The 17,618-nt window shown below is 63.0% G+C and carries 20 protein-coding genes and 1 pseudogene; 12 read left to right on the top strand and 9 right to left on the bottom strand.

The window, feature by feature from the left end; genetic code table 11:
• The first annotated feature begins 210 nt into the window (after positions 1–210).
• The gene (locus NKH49_RS10235) at positions 211–564 is read left to right on the top strand and encodes a YciI family protein (RefSeq protein ID WP_352614750.1); all 354 of its coding nucleotides are present in this window, start codon (positions 211–213) and stop codon (positions 562–564) included.
• A complete protein-coding gene (locus NKH49_RS10240) occupies positions 564–1,820 on the top strand; it encodes an RNA polymerase sigma factor (RefSeq protein ID WP_352614792.1) in 1,257 nt (418 codons plus the stop codon). Before NKH49_RS10235 ends, NKH49_RS10240 begins: the two co-directional genes overlap by 1 nt.
• A 15-nt stretch (positions 1,821–1,835) precedes the next feature.
• Here NKH49_RS10240 and NKH49_RS10245 read toward each other — a convergent pair whose 3' ends face one another.
• From NKH49_RS10245 to hrcA, 6 genes are all read right to left on the bottom strand, one after another.
• Positions 1,836–2,459, bottom strand: a complete 624-nt coding sequence (locus NKH49_RS10245; RefSeq protein ID WP_352614748.1) for a glutathione S-transferase family protein — start codon at positions 2,457–2,459, stop codon at positions 1,836–1,838.
• 174 nt (positions 2,460–2,633) lie between these two features.
• A complete protein-coding gene (gene cysK, locus NKH49_RS10250; protein WP_023718844.1) occupies positions 2,634–3,614 on the bottom strand; it encodes a cysteine synthase A in 981 nt (326 codons plus the stop codon).
• 165 nt (positions 3,615–3,779) lie between these two features.
• The gene (locus NKH49_RS10255) at positions 3,780–4,397 is read right to left on the bottom strand and encodes a LysE family translocator (RefSeq protein ID WP_352614746.1); all 618 of its coding nucleotides are present in this window, start codon (positions 4,395–4,397) and stop codon (positions 3,780–3,782) included.
• A gap of 87 nt (positions 4,398–4,484) precedes the next feature.
• Positions 4,485–5,840 (bottom strand): PQQ-dependent sugar dehydrogenase, encoded by a 1,356-nt coding sequence (locus NKH49_RS10260; RefSeq protein WP_352614744.1) that lies wholly within the window; start codon positions 5,838–5,840, stop codon positions 4,485–4,487.
• A gap of 100 nt (positions 5,841–5,940) precedes the next feature.
• Positions 5,941–6,138: a hypothetical protein gene (locus tag NKH49_RS10265; protein WP_023678983.1), complete on the bottom strand. Its 198-nt coding sequence runs from the start codon at positions 6,136–6,138 to the stop codon at positions 5,941–5,943.
• A gap of 36 nt (positions 6,139–6,174) precedes the next feature.
• Complete coding sequence (gene hrcA / locus NKH49_RS10270; protein ID WP_502893799.1) at positions 6,175–7,287, bottom strand: heat-inducible transcriptional repressor HrcA; 1,113 nt, start codon at positions 7,285–7,287, stop codon at positions 6,175–6,177.
• Positions 7,288–7,432: 145 nt separating this feature from the next.
• Between hrcA and rph the strand changes: the two genes are divergently transcribed.
• From rph to NKH49_RS10295, 5 genes and pseudogenes are all read left to right on the top strand, one after another.
• The gene (rph, locus tag NKH49_RS10275) at positions 7,433–8,149 is read left to right on the top strand and encodes a ribonuclease PH (protein ID WP_352473573.1); all 717 of its coding nucleotides are present in this window, start codon (positions 7,433–7,435) and stop codon (positions 8,147–8,149) included.
• A gap of 33 nt (positions 8,150–8,182) precedes the next feature.
• Positions 8,183–8,593, top strand: a complete 411-nt coding sequence (locus tag NKH49_RS10280; protein WP_352473571.1) for a VOC family protein — start codon at positions 8,183–8,185, stop codon at positions 8,591–8,593.
• A gap of 14 nt (positions 8,594–8,607) precedes the next feature.
• Positions 8,608–9,255 carry an RdgB/HAM1 family non-canonical purine NTP pyrophosphatase gene (gene rdgB / locus NKH49_RS10285; protein ID WP_352614790.1) on the top strand — a complete coding sequence of 216 codons (648 nt, stop codon included), beginning with the start codon at positions 8,608–8,610 and terminating at the stop codon, positions 9,253–9,255.
• Complete coding sequence (hemW, locus tag NKH49_RS10290; protein WP_352614742.1) at positions 9,252–10,415, top strand: radical SAM family heme chaperone HemW; 1,164 nt, start codon at positions 9,252–9,254, stop codon at positions 10,413–10,415. Before rdgB ends, hemW begins: the two co-directional genes overlap by 4 nt.
• 4 nt (positions 10,416–10,419) lie before the next feature.
• A pseudogene (locus tag NKH49_RS10295) lies at positions 10,420–10,742 on the top strand (low molecular weight protein tyrosine phosphatase family protein).
• A gap of 263 nt (positions 10,743–11,005) precedes the next feature.
• Here NKH49_RS10295 and NKH49_RS10300 read toward each other — a convergent pair.
• A complete protein-coding gene (locus NKH49_RS10300; protein ID WP_352614740.1) occupies positions 11,006–11,191 on the bottom strand; it encodes a hypothetical protein in 186 nt (61 codons plus the stop codon).
• A 176-nt stretch (positions 11,192–11,367) separates the two neighbouring features.
• On the opposite strand from NKH49_RS10300, the gene rsmI reads away from it, so the two are divergent.
• The 4 genes from rsmI (at position 11,368) to NKH49_RS10320 (ending at position 14,146) form a co-directional block, all read left to right on the top strand.
• Complete coding sequence (rsmI, locus tag NKH49_RS10305; RefSeq protein ID WP_352926007.1) at positions 11,368–12,294, top strand: 16S rRNA (cytidine(1402)-2'-O)-methyltransferase; 927 nt, start codon at positions 11,368–11,370, stop codon at positions 12,292–12,294.
• Positions 12,287–12,664, top strand: a complete 378-nt coding sequence (locus NKH49_RS10310) for a YraN family protein (protein ID WP_352614736.1) — start codon at positions 12,287–12,289, stop codon at positions 12,662–12,664. The genes rsmI and NKH49_RS10310 overlap by 8 nt, the downstream gene beginning before the upstream one ends.
• A gap of 192 nt (positions 12,665–12,856) precedes the next feature.
• The gene (locus NKH49_RS10315; RefSeq protein ID WP_352614734.1) at positions 12,857–13,828 is read left to right on the top strand and encodes a complex I NDUFA9 subunit family protein; all 972 of its coding nucleotides are present in this window, start codon (positions 12,857–12,859) and stop codon (positions 13,826–13,828) included.
• Between the two features lie 81 nt (positions 13,829–13,909).
• Positions 13,910–14,146: a metallothionein gene (locus tag NKH49_RS10320; protein ID WP_352926009.1), complete on the top strand. Its 237-nt coding sequence runs from the start codon at positions 13,910–13,912 to the stop codon at positions 14,144–14,146.
• 322 nt (positions 14,147–14,468) lie between these two features.
• On the opposite strand, the gene NKH49_RS10325 is transcribed toward NKH49_RS10320, so the two are convergent.
• The gene (locus NKH49_RS10325) at positions 14,469–15,719 is read right to left on the bottom strand and encodes a flavin-containing monooxygenase (protein ID WP_352614788.1); all 1,251 of its coding nucleotides are present in this window, start codon (positions 15,717–15,719) and stop codon (positions 14,469–14,471) included.
• Positions 15,720–15,944: 225 nt separating this feature from the next.
• Between NKH49_RS10325 and NKH49_RS10330 the strand changes: the two genes are divergently transcribed.
• On the top strand, positions 15,945–16,658 hold the full coding sequence (locus NKH49_RS10330; RefSeq protein ID WP_352539782.1) for a DNA helicase: 714 nt from the start codon (positions 15,945–15,947) through the stop codon (positions 16,656–16,658).
• Positions 16,659–16,754: 96 nt separating this feature from the next.
• Here NKH49_RS10330 and NKH49_RS10335 read toward each other — a convergent pair whose 3' ends face one another.
• The gene (locus NKH49_RS10335) at positions 16,755–17,561 is read right to left on the bottom strand and encodes an undecaprenyl-diphosphate phosphatase (protein WP_352473563.1); all 807 of its coding nucleotides are present in this window, start codon (positions 17,559–17,561) and stop codon (positions 16,755–16,757) included.
• Between the last annotated feature and the right edge of the window lie 57 nt (positions 17,562–17,618).

Here is a 17,618-nt window from a genome sequence, read left to right on the forward strand (position 1 = left end):
GCACGAAGCGAGTTTAGACAGCGGGCGGGAAATGCCAACCCGCAATAGCAGCGATTAGACGAACGGCTAAGCAGTGCCGCAACACGTTGGCGCTTGCGCGAGGTCGCATCGCGGCAGAAAGATTTTTCCAGCGCTTGTCGAAATCCGGCAGGGCCGCGCGACATAAGTCCGGCTCGCAACGATGCGGCCTTCGAGAAACGGGAGAAGACCATGCGATACATGCTTTTGATCTATGGAAACGAAGCGGGGATGGCAGCCGCGCCACCAGATGCGGTGACACAGATGTCGAGCGCGTACGTCGCCTACACCGAAGCGCTGAAGAAATCCGGCGCCTGGCTCGCCGGCGACCGGCTGAAGCCGACGCAATCCGCTACCTCGGTGCGGATGGCCAATGGCAAGACCAACGTGCTCGACGGCCCCTATGCCGACACCAAGGAGCAGCTTGCCGGCTTCTATATGATCGAAGCGGAGGACGTCGACGCCGCCATCGCCTGGGCGGCGCGCTGCCCGGGCGCCAGCACCGGCACGGTAGAGGTGCGGCCGATCTGGGAACTCACCATGTGATGCCGGAATTGCCCGATACTGCGCGGGCGGCGGCGGAAGCGGCCGCCCGGCAAAGCTACGGCAAGCTGGTCGCTTATCTCGCCGCACGCACGCGCGACGTGGCCGCTGCCGAGGACGCATTGGCCGATGCCTTTGCAGCGGCGCTCGAGCGTTGGCCACAGGCGGGCGTGCCCGACAAGCCGGAAGCCTGGCTGCTGGCGGTGGCACGCAAGCGCCGCGTCGACGCGATCAGACGGCGGCTGACACGCGAGGCGGGCCGCGACCACCTCAGACTGATCGCCGAGGAGATGGAGGCGCGCATGGCCGAGGAAGACCTGCCGGACGAGCGGCTCAGGCTCATGTTTGCCTGCGCCCATCCCGCGATTGAGGCCGGCGTGCGAGCACCGCTGATCCTGCAGACGGTCCTGGGCTTCGACGCAGCGACCATCGCCTCGGCTTTTCTTGTCTCGCCAGCCACGATGAGCCAGCGCCTGGTGCGCGCCAAGACGCGAATTCGCGAGACAGGCATTCCGTTCCGCGTGCCGGAGCGGGCCGAGCTCGGCGAGCGGCTGGGCACCGTTCTGGAAGCGATCTACGCGGCGTTTGCCGAAGGTTGGTCCGACCCGGCCGGCACCGAAACGCGGCGCCGCAATCTCGCGACCGAAGGCATCTGGCTCGGCCGTTTGATCGCCTCGCTGATGCCGGATGAGCCGGAAGCACTCGGCCTGCTGGCGCTGATGCTGTTCGCCGAGGCGCGGCGTGCAGCCCGGCGCAATGCGGCGGGTGACTATGTGCCGCTGGCCGAGCAGGATCTTGCATTGTGGGACGATACCCTGATCGATGAAGCGGAGGCGCTGCTCGGGCGCGCGGCCGCCGAGGGTGTTGTCGGCCGCTACCAGCTCGAGGCCGCCGTGCAATCCGCCCATACGACACGGCGGCTGACCGGTTGTACCGACTGGGTCGCGATCAAGGAGCTCTACGACGCGCTGTCGGTGATTGCCGGCTCGCCGGTGGTGTCGATCAACCGTGCGGTGGCGATTGCCGAGGCCGAAGGTGCTTCACAAGGATTGGGCGCGCTTGATCAACTCAGCGGCGACAAGCGGCTGTATGACTATCAACCTTACTGGGCCGCCCGCGCGGGCCTGCTGGCCAGACTCGGCAAAGTTCCACAAGCGAGCGAGGCCTATGACCGGGCTATCGGCCTCGAACGAGATCCGGCCGTCCGCCGGTTCCTGCAGGAACGACGGGCAGGGCTCGGCCGCGCGGAAAGACACTGAGACAAGGCGGAGTGCTTAGGCCGGCCACATGTCGTGGGAAGCATTCAGCCTCTTCATCACCCGATGTTCCCGCAAATTGGCCCACAGGCGTTCGATGTTCGGCCAAGCGGTTGGAACCTTCGCGACCTCCGGATGCCAGGCCACCAGCATGACGAGATAGACGTCGGCCAGCGAGAGTTGGTCGCCGGCCAGCCAGTCGCGGCCGTCGAGGGCGGCATCGAGAATGGCGAGGCTGCGATCCATTTCCGAGACCGCCGCCTGTTTGACAGCGTCCACGCCCCGGGGATCGGTCGTGTAGCGATGAGCGTAGAAGAACCGCAGGTCAGCCGAATAGATGACGGAGGACATGAAAAACATCCAGCGCAGGAAGTCGGCGCGGTCAGCCGAACTTGCTGCGGGCGCCAGTCCTGCTTCGGGGTGGCGCTCGGCCAGCAGGATGCAGATCGCCGCCGATTCGGTCATCGAGCGTCCGTCCGGCAAGATCAGGACCGGCACCTGGTTCAAGGGGCTGATATCAAGAAAGGCCTGGTCGGGTCGGCCCTTCGGAACGTCGATCTGGTCGAAAGGCACGCCCGCCAAAGCGAGCGCCGCCTCGACGACAAAGCCGCCGGTATTGGCACGCGTATAGAGCTTGTACATAAAGTCCTCCACCTGCCGGGCAGCGACGATTGATACGGAAGTGACCCGCCGCTCAAGCGAACGACGCCCGCCACAGGTGGTTTTTCAGCGGTCCACGCCGACGCGTGATACTGAGTATTTGATGTCGGAGGGCATCGCGAAGGATCGCTACTGACCGGTCAAAAACGCTCGTGTCTAAGCGCCCAATCCCTCGAACAGGATCGTCGAGAGATAGCGCTCGGCGAAGGAGGGGATGACGACGACGAGGTTCTTGCCCTTGTTCTCGGGCCGCGAGCCGACGACGATCGCCGCTTGCAGGGCGGCCCCCGACGAGATGCCGACCGGCACACCTTCGAGCCGAGCGACGAGCCGTGCATTGGCAACCGAATCCTCGTTCGAGACCTTGACGATCTCGTCATAGATCGTCGTGTCGAGGATTTTTGGCGCGAAGCCGGCGCCAATGCCCTGGATCTTGTGCGGGCCTGGCTGGCCGCCCGACAGCACCGGCGAGGCTTCCGGTTCGACGGCGACGACATGCACCGAGGGCTTGCGCTTCTTCAGCACCTGGCCGACGCCGGTGATGGTGCCGCCGGTCCCGATGCCGGCAACGAAGATATCGACTTCGCCATGGGTGTCGTTCCAGATTTCCTCGGCCGTGGTGCGGCGATGGATTTCCGGATTGGCCGGGTTTTCGAATTGCTGCGGAATGACAGCGTCGGGCAGCGTTGCCGCCAGCTCGTCCGCCTTGGCGATGGCGCCCTTCATGCCTTTCGGCCCTTCGGTCAGCACCAGTTCGGCACCGAGCAGAGCCAGCATCTTGCGGCGTTCGACGGACATGGTTTCCGGCATGGTCAGGATCAGCTTGTAGCCCTTGGCAGCGGCGGCAAAGGCGAGCGCGATGCCGGTATTGCCCGAGGTCGGCTCGATCAGGGTGGTCTTGCCGGGCGTAATCCTGCCGGAAGCCTCCAGTGCCTCGATCATCGACACGCCGATGCGGTCCTTGACCGAGGCGATCGGGTTGAAGAATTCGAGCTTGGCCAGCAGATTGGCGACGACACCCTTCTCCCTGGCGAATTTATCAAGCCGCACCAGCGGCGTGTCACCGATCGTCTCGGTGATCGAATTGTAGATGCGGCCGCGGCCGGGCACGTGTGTGGGGGTGGCGGGCTTGTTCATTGATTTCCTCCCAGAGGTAAAGCGGCAAGAGTCGCGCGGGCATAGGATAGAGCCATCCACCGCGCAAGATAGGCTGTCGATCGAAAAATATCCGAGTGAAGTTCGTGCTGAGTACCCCCGCCTTTGCAAGGGGTGGCAATCCTTGGGCGGATTGGCGAAAGAGATCTATTGGCGGGCGGCAATTGCCGCCGCCGCGCCGACCATAAAGCCGGCGGCGGTGCGGTTGAGTGCCCTCAGCGCCCGCGGCGACTTCAGGAACCAGCGCGCCTTGGCCGCCAGCGCCAGATAGGGCACCAGCACGACGAGCAGGACGACGATGGTGAGCGCGACGAGGATGCCGTAATCGGCCAGCGTGATCGTCTTCAGATCGACGATGGTCGGGGTGATGGCAAGATAGAAGATCATCGTCTTCGGATTGCCGAGCGTGACGGCAAGGCCGGCTACAAAGCTGGATGCCAAGCCGCCCTTGCCTTTCTTCGCCTCCACCGTTTCGGGCGTGATGCCGCTCGTCCAGAAACGCCAGCCAAGAAAGGCGAGGTAGGCGACGCCCAGCCATTTGATGGCCAGGAAGACCATGCCGAAAGTCTGTGCGACGAAAGCCAGGCCGAGCACCACGGCAGTGAGATAGGTCAGGTCACCGAGCATCAGCCCGAACGACATGGCCAGCGACGAGTGGAAGCCGGAACCCAGAGCACGCGCAACAAGCGCGGTGACGCCTGGGCCGGGGATGGCCGCGGCGATGCCGAGGGCAGCACTATAGGCGAGGAACCCGGTGAGTGTCATGATTGGCGCTTGTCGCACAATGTTGAAGTTGGGTGAATTCCCTCGGGCCGGATTCGATTGCGCCAGCGCAGCAGGCGACACCGCCGTTCAGGAGCGGCCGTCTTCGTAGGTAACGCGCCAGATGGTGCCGTTACCGTCCTCTGTGACGATCAGGGAGCCGTCCTTGGCCATCGCGACACCGACCGGGCGGCCCCAGACGGCGTCGTTCGAGATGACGAAGCCGGTCATGAAGTCCTCATATTCGCCTGTCGGCTTGCCATCCCTGAATTTGAGCCTCACCACCTTGTAGCCGGTCCTAGCGCCACGGTTCCACGAACCATGCATGGCGACGAAGGCGTCACCCTGATAATCCGCCGGGAAGTTCTTGCCGTCGTAGAAGGCTATATTCATCGGCGCCGAATGCGCCTGCATCAATACATCGGGGACAGTGGCCTTGCCGGCGAGGTCTGGCCGCTCGCCCTGATGGCGCGGATCCTCGTTATTGCCGATGTAGTACCAAGGCCAACCATAGAATCCGCCGTCCTTGACCGCCGTTGCAAATTCGAACGGCACATTGTCGCCGAGTTCGTCGCGCTCATTGACGACGCACCACAATGCGCCGGTGGCGGGCTGCACGGTCATGCCCGTACAGTTGCGCAGGCCGGTGGCGACAGTTCGCGGATTTTTCCCATCCGGGTCAAAGGCGAGCACATCGGCACGGCCGTCCTCGGAGCCCCAGGCCGCCCCGAGCGGCTTTGATTTGGCCCAGGCGTCGAGGCCGCTATCCGGCTCCTTGCCTATATCCTCGGCTACGTTCGAGGCGGAGCCAACCGACAAATAAAGCGCTTTGCCGTCCTGCGAGAAGGCGATGTCGCGGGTCGTGTGACCACCCGACGGGATTTGGGCGACAATGGTTTCTGGTTTGCCGGATGTCTTCAGGTCGCCATCGCGATAGGGGAAGCGGACGATGCTGTCGCTGTTCGCGACATAAACCCATTGCGGTTTGTCTCCTGGCGGATAGAAGGCGATGCCGTAGGGATAATTGAGCCCCTTGGCGAAGATCGCTTTCTCGATGGGCCTGGCGCTGCCCTCGGCGAGACGATAGACGCGTATTTGGTCGGCATGGCTGTTGGCAACAAACAGGTCGCCATTCGGAGCGACGCGCACGACACGTGGATTGACGATGCCGGATACGATCATTTCAGCCGAAAAGCCCGACGGCAATTCTGGCTTGGCGCTTTCGGGCCGTTCCGCCACGCCGGCGCCGTTCGAAGCGGATTGGGCGGGGTCGGCTGCCGGCATGTCTCGCGGCCCAATCAGGCGTCGGACGCCAGGCCTGTCGGCGTGCCAATCGCCAAACGCGGCTTCGCCTTTGAGCACATTCTGGTCCGCCTGCTGGGCGGCTGCCGGTGTCGCAACAAGGAGGGCAGCGGCCAAGGCCGCAAAGCCGCCAGGTCGGATCATCAACGTCCTCCGGGATACGCCTCGAACAGGGGCAAACGGCATCAGGCATTGATCGTTCCAAGCGGCCGTCCAGCACACGAGGATTTGAAGCCGAACCCGTTCAGTTGCCAGAGGCGTAAAAGTCGTCGTCGAGGCGCTTTTCCAGCGCGACCAGATCGGCCGGCAGCGGTAAACCCATCGCCCGCATCTCTTGCAGCTTCTCGCGCAACTGCTCTTGTACCTCGTGCTGATCCTCTGGCTGGTTGATCATTTCTTCGAGCAGCAGACTGATCTGGGCCTTGAACGATTCCAGCGCCATTCTTTTCTCCTCCTTGCGGCAGGCCCGCGGCGGCTCCTAGCTCAGCATGCGCGAAATCAGCTGCGCCGTATAGTCGACCATCGGTACTATGCGCGCATAATTCAGCCGCGTCGGCCCGATGACGCCGAGCGCACCGACGACACGCGCGTCCTTGTCGCGATAGGGTGCCACCACCAGCGAGGAGCCAGACAGCGAAAACAGCTTGTTTTCCGAACCGATGAATATGCGCACGCCTGGGCCTGCCTCGGCGAGGTCGAGAAGCTGGATCAGCCCATCCTGCGTCTCCAGATCCTCAAACAGATGCCGCAGCAATTCTATGTCGGCCTGGGCAGTGACGTTTTCCAGGAGATTGGCGCGACCGCGCACGATAAGCCGCCCAGGCACGCCGCTTTCAGCGCCTGCCCAGACCGCCAGGCCCTTCTCGACCAGATCCTGCGACAGCGTGTCGAGGGCCGCCCTGGTCTCTTCCTTGATGCGGGCGATCTCGACCCGCGCCTCGGCCAGGGTGCGACCGCGGATATGGGCGTTGAGGAAGTTAGAGGCTTCGTGCAATTGCGAGATGGTGATGCCGGCGGGCAGATCGATGACGCGATTTTCGACGTCGCCGTTCTGCGAGACCAGCACGGCCAGCGCCTTGGTCGGCTCGAGCTGGATGAATTCGATGTGCTTAAGCGCCGCCTCATTCTTGGCGGCGAGCACGAGGCCGGCGCCGCGCGACATGCCGGACAGCATCTGGCTGGCCTCGGTCAGCATATGCTCCAGCGTCGCGCCCGAGCCGGAGGCGCGCACCTGGGCCTCGATGGTGCGGCGCTCCTCGTCGGAGAGGTCACCAAGTTCCATGAAAGCATCGACGAAGAAGCGCAGGCCTGCCTGGGTCGGCAGCCGGCCAGCCGAAATGTGCGGCGCATAGATCAGGCCGAGATGCTCAAGGTCGCTCATCACGTTGCGGATGGTGGCCGGCGACAGCGACGACGGCAGGATGCGCGACAGGCTGCGCGAACCGACCGGCTCGCCATCCCTCAAATAGGAATCGACGATGCGCCGGAAGATGTCGCGCGAACGCATGTCGAGCGATTGAAGCGCGGGCGATTGCAGCGCGTGCGACGGGAGCACGTGCGACTGCAAACCGGGATCGACTGCCTTTGTCATTTCGAGCCAAAACCTCCGCCCCGAAGATATAGACTTCCGCGGTGTCGGCGCAACCGGTCCATTTTCCTTTGCGCGTCACGCCCCGTGCGGCTACAAGCCGGCCAAGATTCCCCGGCCAAGATTCCGAAGAAAGAAAGAAGCCTGAATGCGCCCTTCCAAACGCCAATTCGACGAAATGCGCCCCATCTCCTTCGAGCGCGGCGTCTCCAAGCATGCGGAAGGCTCGTGCCTGGTGAAGTTCGGCGACACGCATGTGCTGTGTACGGCCAGCCTGGAGGAAAAGGTGCCGGGCTGGATGCGCAACTCCGGCAAGGGCTGGGTGACGGCGGAATACGGCATGCTGCCGCGTTCGACCGGCGAGCGCATGCGCCGCGAGGCTTCGTCCGGCAAACAAGGCGGCCGCACGCTGGAAATCCAGCGGCTGATCGGCCGCTCCCTGCGCGCCGTGGTCAATCTGCAGGCGCTCGGCGAGCAGCAGATCACCGTCGACTGCGACGTGATCCAGGCCGACGGCGGCACGCGCACCGCTTCGATCACCGGCGGCTGGGTGGCGCTCTACGACTGCCTGCGCTGGATGGAAGCCCGCCAGATGGCGAGCCTGAGCAAGGTGCTGAAGGATCACGTTGCGGCAATCTCCTGCGGAATCCATGATGGCCAGCCGGTCATCGACCTCGACTACATCGAGGATTCCTCGGCCGGCACCGACGCCAATTTCGTCATGACCGGCAAGGGCGGCATCGTCGAGATCCAAGGCACGGCCGAGGGCGAGCCGTTCTCGGAAGAGCAGTTCGCGGCGCTGATGGGGCTCGCCAAGAAAGGCATTCAGCGCCTGGTCAGCTTGCAGCAAATGGCGGTGGCTTAGCTGCGGTCCAATATTGATGAGATTGGCGATCCTGTGACTCCTTCCGCAATCCTGGAATCAGCACTCTACGTGACCGACCTTGCTGCCGCGGAACGGTTCTATTCGGGCGTGCTCGGGCTCGATCTGCTCGGTAAGGTCGATGGCAGGCATCTCTTCTTCCGCTGCGGCGACGGCGTGCTGCTTATCTTCAATGCCGAGGCCACCAAAGTGCCGCCGCGGGCCGACGCCAAGCTGCCCGTGCCGCCGCATGGCGCGGTCGGCCAGGGCCATCTTTGCTTCGCCGCAAGCGCGGATGAAATCCCACGCTGGAAAGCGCATCTTGAGGCGAAGAAAATCGCCATCGAAAGCGAGTTCGAGTGGCCGCAAGGCGGCCGCTCGATCTATATTCGCGATCCCTCCGGCAATTCGATCGAATTCGCCGAGCCACGAATTTGGGGCATCTGATGCATTCGCCAACTATTCATTCGCTTGATGGGCATAAGATCATCGTCGCAAGCCACAACGCCGGCAAATTGCGAGAATTCGCCGATCTGATGGCGCCATTCGGCATTGAAGCGAAGTCCGCAAAGGAATACGGCCTGCCGGAACCGGACGAGACCGGCACCACTTTCGAGGAGAACGCCCTCATAAAAGCCTTGGCCGCCGCCAAGGCCACTGGATTGCCGGCGCTGTCGGACGATTCCGGCCTGTGTGTCGACGCGCTCGACGGCGCACCCGGCGTCTACACCGCCAACTGGGCTGAGACGCCGGACGGCTCCCGCGACTTCGGCATGGCCATGCAGCGCACGGAAGTGGCCTTGCAAGAAGTTGGCGCGATCACGCCTGCCCAGCGCAAGGGCCGCTTTGTCGCGGTCATCTGCCTGGCCTTCCCCGATGGCCAGGCGGAATATTTTCGCGGTGAGGTCGAGGGCACGCTGGTATGGCCGCCGCGCGGCGAGCTCGGCTTCGGCTACGATCCGGTGTTCTTGCCCGATGGGTTCGAGAAGACCTTCGGCGAGATGAGCGCGAAGGACAAGCATGGCTGGAAGCCCGGCCAGCCAACCGCATTGTCGCACCGTGCCCGCGCCTTCCAGAAATTCGCGCAAGCCCGATTGGCCGCCGTATGACCATGCTGCTCGACCGCAGGCCTGGTTTCGGCGTCTACGTCCACTGGCCGTTCTGCGCGGCCAAATGCCCGTATTGCGACTTCAACAGCCATGTCCGCCACCAGCCGGTCGACCAGGAGCGTTTTGCCCGCGCCTTCGAGGCCGAGCTGGCGACGATGCGCGGCCGCACCGGGCCGCGCGAGGTGACCAGTATCTTTCTTGGCGGCGGCACGCCATCGCTGATGAAACCGCAGACCGTGGCGGCGGTGCTGGATGCAGTGGCGAAGAACTGGACGGTGCCTGATGGCATCGAGGTGACACTGGAGGCCAATCCCTCCTCCGTCGAGGCCGAGCGCTTTCGCGGCTATCGCGCGGCCGGCGTCAACCGGGTATCGCTTGGCGTGCAGGCGCTGCACGACAAGGATCTGCGCTTCCTCGGCCGTTTGCACAATGTCAATGAGGCCCTGCATGCGATCGGCCTGGCGCGCGAGATATTCCCACGGCTGTCGTTCGACCTGATCTACGCGCGGCCCGGTCAGACGCCGGAAGCGTGGCAGGCGGAGCTCGAGCAGGCGATCGGCCACGCCGCAGACCATCTGTCGCTCTATCAGCTGACCATCGAGGAAGGCACGCCGTTCCATGCGCTGCATGCGGCAAGGAAGTTCATCATTCCAGACAATGAGCTTGCCGCCGATCTCTATGCGTTGACACAGGAGATCACCGCCGCGCGCGGACTGCCGGCCTACGAGATTTCCAATCATGCTAGGCCCGGCGCCGAAAGCCGGCACAATCTCACCTACTGGCGTTATGGCGAATATGTCGGCGTCGGTCCCGGCGCGCATGGCCGGTTCGTCGAAAATGGCCGGCGCGTGGTGACGATCGCCGAGAAAATGCCGGAGACTTGGGCCAATCTGGTCGAGGCCAAGGGCCATGGCGTTACCGGCGGCGAGATCCTGACGCGGTCGGAAGAGGCCGACGAGTTCCTGCTGATGGGGCTGAGGCTGGCGGAAGGCATCGACCTTTCCCGCTACGAGGCATTTTCAGGGCGCGGCCTGTCGACGGCACGGCTGTCGGTACTGCAGGACGAAGGCCTGGTGGCGCCGATCGGCAATGCGCGCCTGCGCGCCACGCCGGCCGGCATGATCGTGCTCGATGCGGTCGTGGCGGACTTGGCCAGATAGCACGTTGAAGAACGTTCTCTTCATCTGCAGCCAGAATCGCTTGCGCAGCCCGACGGCGGAGCAGGTGTTTTCCAAGCGACGGGACATCGAGGTCGCTTCGGCCGGCACTAATCACGATGCCGACATTCCGTTGACGCATGAACTCGTCGCCTGGGCCGACATCATCTTCGTGATGGAAAAACGCACCGCGCCAAACTGCAGCAGAAATTCAAGACAAGCCTGAAAAAGGTTCGGGTAATCTGCCTCGATATTCCCGACGACGATGCATTCATGGACCCGGCTCTGGTGGGCCTGCTGGAGGCGCGTGTCTCGAAGTATCTGGGTTGAACGATACATCGCGGAGCATGCGCAACCGCGCTTCGAGAACTGTCTCGACCGATCGCTAAGGATTGCGGGGTCAAGCCTCGTGCTTGTGGCGGTGTTTGGCGCGATCTTTTTCGCTGGTCTCTCCGGAACGGACCGGCTTGATCTCGCTTTTGTCGCGTGAGGCATGGTGCTGGTCGTCTGTGGAATGTGACGCTGCGCCATCGCGGGCGCTTTTTGTTTCGAGGCGGGTGATGAAAATGTCGAAGCGATTGGGCATCGTCCGGTCAGTGCTCCATCGTGCGGGCGGTTTCGTTTGCGGGCTTGCTCTCTGCCGATCGCTGGCGTGCAAGCGGCTTCTTGGCTCTGCCATCTGCGGCTTCGGCAGGCCGGCTCTTGTCGCATGGTGCGGCGAAGCGTTTGCGGCCGGCATAGTAGGGTTCGAAAACGTCCTGTATCGTCAGGCTGTCCATCCTGCTCCTCCCGAGATCAGGGGTAAAATTCGCCGGCAACGGTTTCGTTCCCTACTGTGGCGAAGGCATGGCGGCCGGTTCACGTCGGCATCCCTTTTGGAACCAGGGCCTTTGCAACCCAGGCTTTTGCAACCAAGCGTGAGCCGTGCCAAACAGGGTCGAACGGAGTTGTGCAGGTGACCGGCGAATCGGCCAAACGCAGTTATGTGGTCGGGCAGACCGAAATCGCCGCCCGGCCGCTCGAGCCGGCGCTCTACCTGGTGGCGACGCCTATCGGCAATCTCGCCGATATCACGCTGCGCGCGCTGGAAACGCTCGCCGCCGCCGATATCGTCGCTTGCGAGGACACACGTGTCAGCCGCGTGCTGCTCGACCGCTACGGCATCCGCCGCCGCACCACCGCCTACCACGAGCACAATGCCGGCGAGGCCGGACCGAAGCTGATCGCGGCGCTCGAGGCCGGCCAAAGCGTAGCGCTGATCTCGGATGCCAGCACGCCGCTCATCTCCGACCCCGGCTACCGGCTGGTTGGTGAGGCGCTGGATCGCGGCATTCGTGTCGTGCCGATCCCCGGACCGTCGGCGCCACTTGCCGCGTTGACGGCATCCGGCCTGCCCTCGGACGCGTTTCTGTTTGCCGGCTTCCTGCCGGTGAAGACCGGGCAGCGGCTGACGCGGCTGGAAGCGCTGAAGGCGGTGCCGGCAACGTTGATCTTCTTCGAATCGCCGCGCCGGCTGGCCGAGACGCTCAGTGCCATGGTCGAGGTGCTGGGCGGTGCCCGCAAGGCGGCGATCGGCCGCGAGCTGACCAAGACTTTCGAGGAGATGCGGACCGGCACCCTGCAATCGCTCGCCAGCCATTATGCGGGAGCCGATACGCCCAAGGGTGAAATCGTCATCTGCGTCGGCCCGGCCGATGCGGTCGCTGATGAGCCAGAAGACATCGACCGGCTGCTGCTTTCGCTCGCCGCCGAGATGCCGGCCTCCAAGGCAGCGGCGGAAGCCGCCAAGATGACGGGTGGCCAGAAGCAGGCGCTCTATCGTCGGCTGCTCGACCTCAAGAATGCCGGAAGAGACGGGACCGGCGGAGGCGGCGATGGCTGAACGGCCGAGCGCCAGCCGGCAAAAGGCCTACCGGCGCGGCCATCACGGCGAATGGCTGGCGGCGGCGGCGCTGATGCTGAAAGGCTACCGAATTCTTGCCCGCCGCCACCGCACCAGGTTCGGCGAGATCGACCTGATCGCGCGGCGTGGCGATCTGGTGCTGATCGTCGAGGTCAAGGCGCGCCGCACGCTGAGGGAGGCAATGGAAGCCGTCGGTCGCGAATCGGAGCACCGCATCGAAGGCGCCGCCGATTTCTGGCTCTCGCGCCAATCCGACTACGGAAAATTATCGGTGCGCTTCGACATGGTGGCGGTGCTGCCGTGGCGCTGGCCGGTGCATGTCGAGAATGTGTTTTACGGGCGAAACTAGGCCATTCTCGAAGTGGGACCGTTTTGCTGCCCCTGCGGTTCAGATCATGGTTTGCCGATCCGTCAAGCATCCGCCCAGCGCTGACTGGAACAAAAGCGTTCCTGCGTTGTTCCCCAATCGTCCTGATGTTCGACGGGCTGGTTCAAATGCCGGCCTGGGCAGTCCTCGTGGCAGCTATGCGAGGACAAAGGGATGGCGAGGCAAATGGATCCCGACGATCTCAACCCGGTACGGATCGTCACCGTGTTCGGCGGAACTGGCTTTCTCGGGCGCAGGATCGTGAAGCGGCTCCTGGAAAGAGGTTTCACGGTGCGCGCCGCATCTCGCCATCCGGCTCGCGTGGCCCTGGTCTTTTCCTCGATTACAAGGATGCCCGAGGCAGTCGAGGCGGATATATTGGATGCGTCCTCGATCGGGTCGGCCATTACCGGATCACAGGCGGTCGTGAATGCTGTCAGTCTTTACATCGAGCACGGCGTCCAGACCTTTGAACGCGTGCATGTGAAAGCCGCGGCCGATCTGGCTGCCGCGTCGCGCGACCGCGCGATCGACCAGTTCGTCCTGATTTCAGGGATCGGCTCCGATCCTCAATCGGATTCGAATTACATAAGGGCGCGTGGGCGCGGAGAAGGTGCCGTGGAAAGCGCATTTCCCGGCGCTTTCATTGTGCGTCCCGCCGTCATGACAGGACCTGACGACGCTTTCCTCACGACCATTGTGAGGATGATACGCCTCCTGCCGGTCTATCCACTGTTCGGCGATGGTGGCACACGGCTTCAGCCGGTCTATGTGGCAGACGTCGCCGAAGCAGTGAGCCGGCTGATCGACGGGCGAACCCACACGGGTTCATCCATATTCGAATTCGGTGGCCCGCGCATCTATACCTATAAGGAACTGCTTCGGGAGATCGCCCGACAGCTCGATACGCACGTCAAGCTGATGCCGGTGCCGTTTGCGGTATGGAACGCCTTGGCTGGCGTCGCGGAACTCCTCCCGGCTGCCCCCATAACGCGCAACCAGATCGATCTTATGCGTCAGGACAATGTGGCAGCAATCGACGCGCCTGGCCTGAAGGAACTCGACATCGAGCCGCGGGATATCGACGAGGTGATCCGTGCGATCGAACAGCGCCGTGGCGTAGGCTCGCGCTCGTCTCCGCCTTAGGACGGCCCCTGATCCTGGCGGGAACCTATCGCCGCGCGACAGGTTGGTCGAGCTTGAAGCCGTGAAAGAAGGAAACGAACTATGGCCAGATGCGATCAATGCGGGAATGACTACGACAAGGCTTTCAAAGTGACGATGGCCGAGGAGACCTACACGTTCGACAGCTTCGAATGCGCGGTCCAGAAACTTGCTCCGATATGTCCGCATTGCGGATGCCGGATCATCGGACATGGCGTCGAACAGGATGACATCATCTACTGCTGCGCACATTGCGCCGCGGAGGAAGGTGCGAACGCGCTGACCGATCGCGCGCCTTGATGCACCTCCTTTGGCGTCTCCGGGTCGACCATTCCGAACGACTGCGCCGGCTCACCCCATATTGCCAGTGCTGTCAGCACGACGACGACCAGCCGAGGTCAAGACGCCGAGGTCAAGGCCGCCGCACGTTGATGGAGGCAATGGATGCAGTCGGCCACGAATCGGAGCGCCGTATCGAAGGTGCCGGCGATTTCTGGCTGTCGCACCAATCGGACTACGGAAAATTGTCGGTGCGCTTCGACAAAAGGCAGCGTGCGTCGTCTTGATCGCGCCAGAGCTGTCATGTTCTTGCACGTTCAAGAACCCGCGTTCGACGGCTCGTTTAGACGTCGTTCCGTGGCAAGTCGGCTCCCGCTTGGACGAGTCGCTCCACGACGGCGGCCGCCTCCTCTGGAATGGCCGGTATGGTGCCCGACTTCCGCGTCGATCCGAAATCGAGGCCGGCGAAAAAGAGACCTGGAACAACGCCGACGCCATCCTCGTGGACGGGCTGGCCGGCGGCATCGAGCGCGCCGGGAAGCCGAACCCATGAGAAATCGCCAGTGAAGCCCGTGCACCAGATCACTGATCTGATGCCGCTCGCCGTCCAGTCGAGGGAGCGGATCGGAGGATCGGGCAAGCGCGGTTCAATCGTCTCGGCTGGATCATCCTCGGCCAGTGGCGCATCGAGGCCGGCGCGCTCGATGTACTCGTCAATCAGGCGCTTGGCATTCGCGGAGACCTCGTCGGCAAATCGCATATGGTCGTCGAGCTCGTCGCCGAAGACGAGGTTGGCGTTCTCCACACCCCTAAAGCGGCCGAGCAGCACCACGCCCTGTGCACTCAGCGATTGCAGGCTGATCGTATGGGTCGCGCCGACCAGCGCGCGGGCCTGCAGCTTGCCGGAGGGGAGGACGAGTTCCTTGCGCGGAACGTCGAGAAAACCGGACAGCGTCAGCCATTTAAGTATGTTGCCCCCGCGGTAGCGCCGCACCCAACGGCCGTTGCGGCTGGTCGCCAAAAAGACCGCACGTCCGGACAGCGCCAGATCCTCGGCGATCTGGCCGCCCGACTGACCGCTGCCGACCACCAGCACCGCGCCACTCTCGAACTCGGCCGGGTTGCGATAAGCCGAGGAATCGACTTGGCGAATTGCGGTTGGCAAATCCGCCGACCCTGCTGGCCGGACCTGCCGATTCTGGTCGCCGGTGGCGATCACCACATTGCGCGCCAGAAATGCCCCGTCCGTCGTGGTGATGCGAAAGATCCCGTCGTCTCTCGTCAGCTCTTGCGCCGGAGTTTGGGTGCTTACCGGCAGGCGGTGCCGCTCGGCATAGCCTTCGAGATACGCGACAAATTCGTGGTGGGTTATCGCGCCCCACGGCTCGGGCCCCTCGTAGGAATCACCGGGTAAGATGGAGCGAATGGTCGGCGAATTCAGTCGAAACGAGTTCCACCGCTGCGTTCGCCACGTTTCGCCAATCCGGCCTCGATCGAGCACACGGTGGTCGCGGCCCTGCCGTTTCAAGAAGTAGCTGACGCCGAGTCCCGCCGGACCGGCGCCAATAACGAGGGCGTCAAGAACTTCGCTCATGCATTCCCCTGCCAACCATACGTCCACAAGATCGTGTGGCTCGGCTTCGGGCAAGAATAGAGTTCCCGCTGGGATTGCGCTATCTTCCGATTCGGGTGCGGCCCACGCCTCCTCCCTCCGCTCGGGAAAGTATAATTCATACGGGGCTACCTAGTCATCAAACCGACTGTTCGAGCACCAAGCATAAGGAGGGATTGCCAAAACTGCTCGCAATAGGAGGTTGGAATGAAGCTGTCGGCGCCAATTTACCATCTGAAGCGCAAGGCCAGGCTCTTATCCCGCGAAGAAAAAATCCCACTTCATGAAGCGCTTAACCGCATAGCCCTTCAGGAAGGCTACAATGATTGGAGCCTCCTTGCCGCGAAACTGTCCGCTGCAAGGCCGGCCGGCAAGCTGATTGCGCGATTGAAGCCCGGTGACCTGGTGCTACTCGGCGCGCGGCCGGGGCAAGGCAAAACCCTAATGAGCCTCGAACTCGCCGTGGAGGCCATGAAATCCGGCAATCGAGCCATGTTCTTCACGCTGGAATACACCAAAAAAGACGTTGTTGAGCGCTTCGAAGCAATCGGGGCGGAGTACGCGCAGTTCGATAGGCTGTTCGAATTCGACTGCTCCGACGCCATAAGTGCCGATTACATCGTCAACACGTCCGCGTCAGCGCCTCGCGGCACCCTGATGGTCGTAGACTATCTGCAATTGCTCGACCAGAAGCGCAAAAATCCCGAATTGGCCGTGCAGGTCCGCGCGCTGAGGGTATTTGCGCGGGATCGAGGGCTGATCATCGTCTTTATTTCTCAGATCGATCGATCATATGATCCATTGAAGAAGCCGTGCCCGGATATTCGAGATGTCCGGTTACCGAACCCTCTGGATTTGCAGCTGTTTGACAAGACTTGCTTCTTGAACAAGGGGGAAATCCAGTTCCAGCCAGCGAACTAGGCAGGCCCCAATCCGGGGCTCCTGTCGTGCCGCATCGATTGCGTTCCGACAGGGGCTTAGAATCACCGCCAATCTCAGTCTTATAGCTGCGCCGGCTCATCCCCAGATGGCCAGCCCCGCCAGGCCAACGATGCCGACGACCAGACGCCACCAGCCGAACAGCGCATAGCCGTGGCGCGAGACGTAGTCGAGCAGGAAGCGCACGACGATTAGCGCGGTGACGAAGGCGGCGACGAAACCGACGGCGATGATGGGCAGGTCGGCGCTGCTCAGCACATTGCGGTTCTTGAACAGGTCGAAGGCGAAGGCGCCGACCATCGTCGGGATGGCAAGGAAGAAGGAGAATTCCGCCGCCGCCCGTTTGTCGACGCCGAGCAGCAGCGCGCCGACGATGGTCGAACCCGAGCGCGACGTGCCGGGGATCAGCGACAGGCACTGAAACAGCCCGATCTGCAGATAAAGCCTGGTCGGAAACCGCTCGACATCGTGGTAATAGGGCTTCGGCTTCATGCGATCGACCAGCAGCAGGATGACACCGCCGATGATCAGCATGATGCAGATCAGCCGCGGCGATTCGAACAGCACCGTCTTGATGAAATCGTGCGCCAGCGCGCCGATAATGGCCGCCGGCAGGAATGCGATGAGGATGCCAAGGACGAAATGCCGCGTCAGCCGATCGTAGGGCAGCTCGAGCAGCATCTTCCAGAGACGGCGGAAATAGACGCTGAGAATCGCCAATATGGCGCCGAGCTGGATCAGGATCTCGAAGGCCTTGCCGGTCGAATGAAAGCCGAGGAAATGGCCGGCAAGCAGGATATGACCGGTTGAAGACACCGGAATAAACTCGGTCAGGCCCTCGAGCATGCCGAGCAGCAGCGCTTCGACGACGGTCTGGCTTTCCATGGCAACCTCGGCGTTGGAGTGAGGGCGTGAGAAAAGGGCTTGCTTGTCACGGCGCGG

It is taken from the genome of Mesorhizobium sp. M1088, assembly GCF_040318575.1.
Lineage (GTDB): Bacteria > Pseudomonadota > Alphaproteobacteria > Rhizobiales > Rhizobiaceae > Mesorhizobium.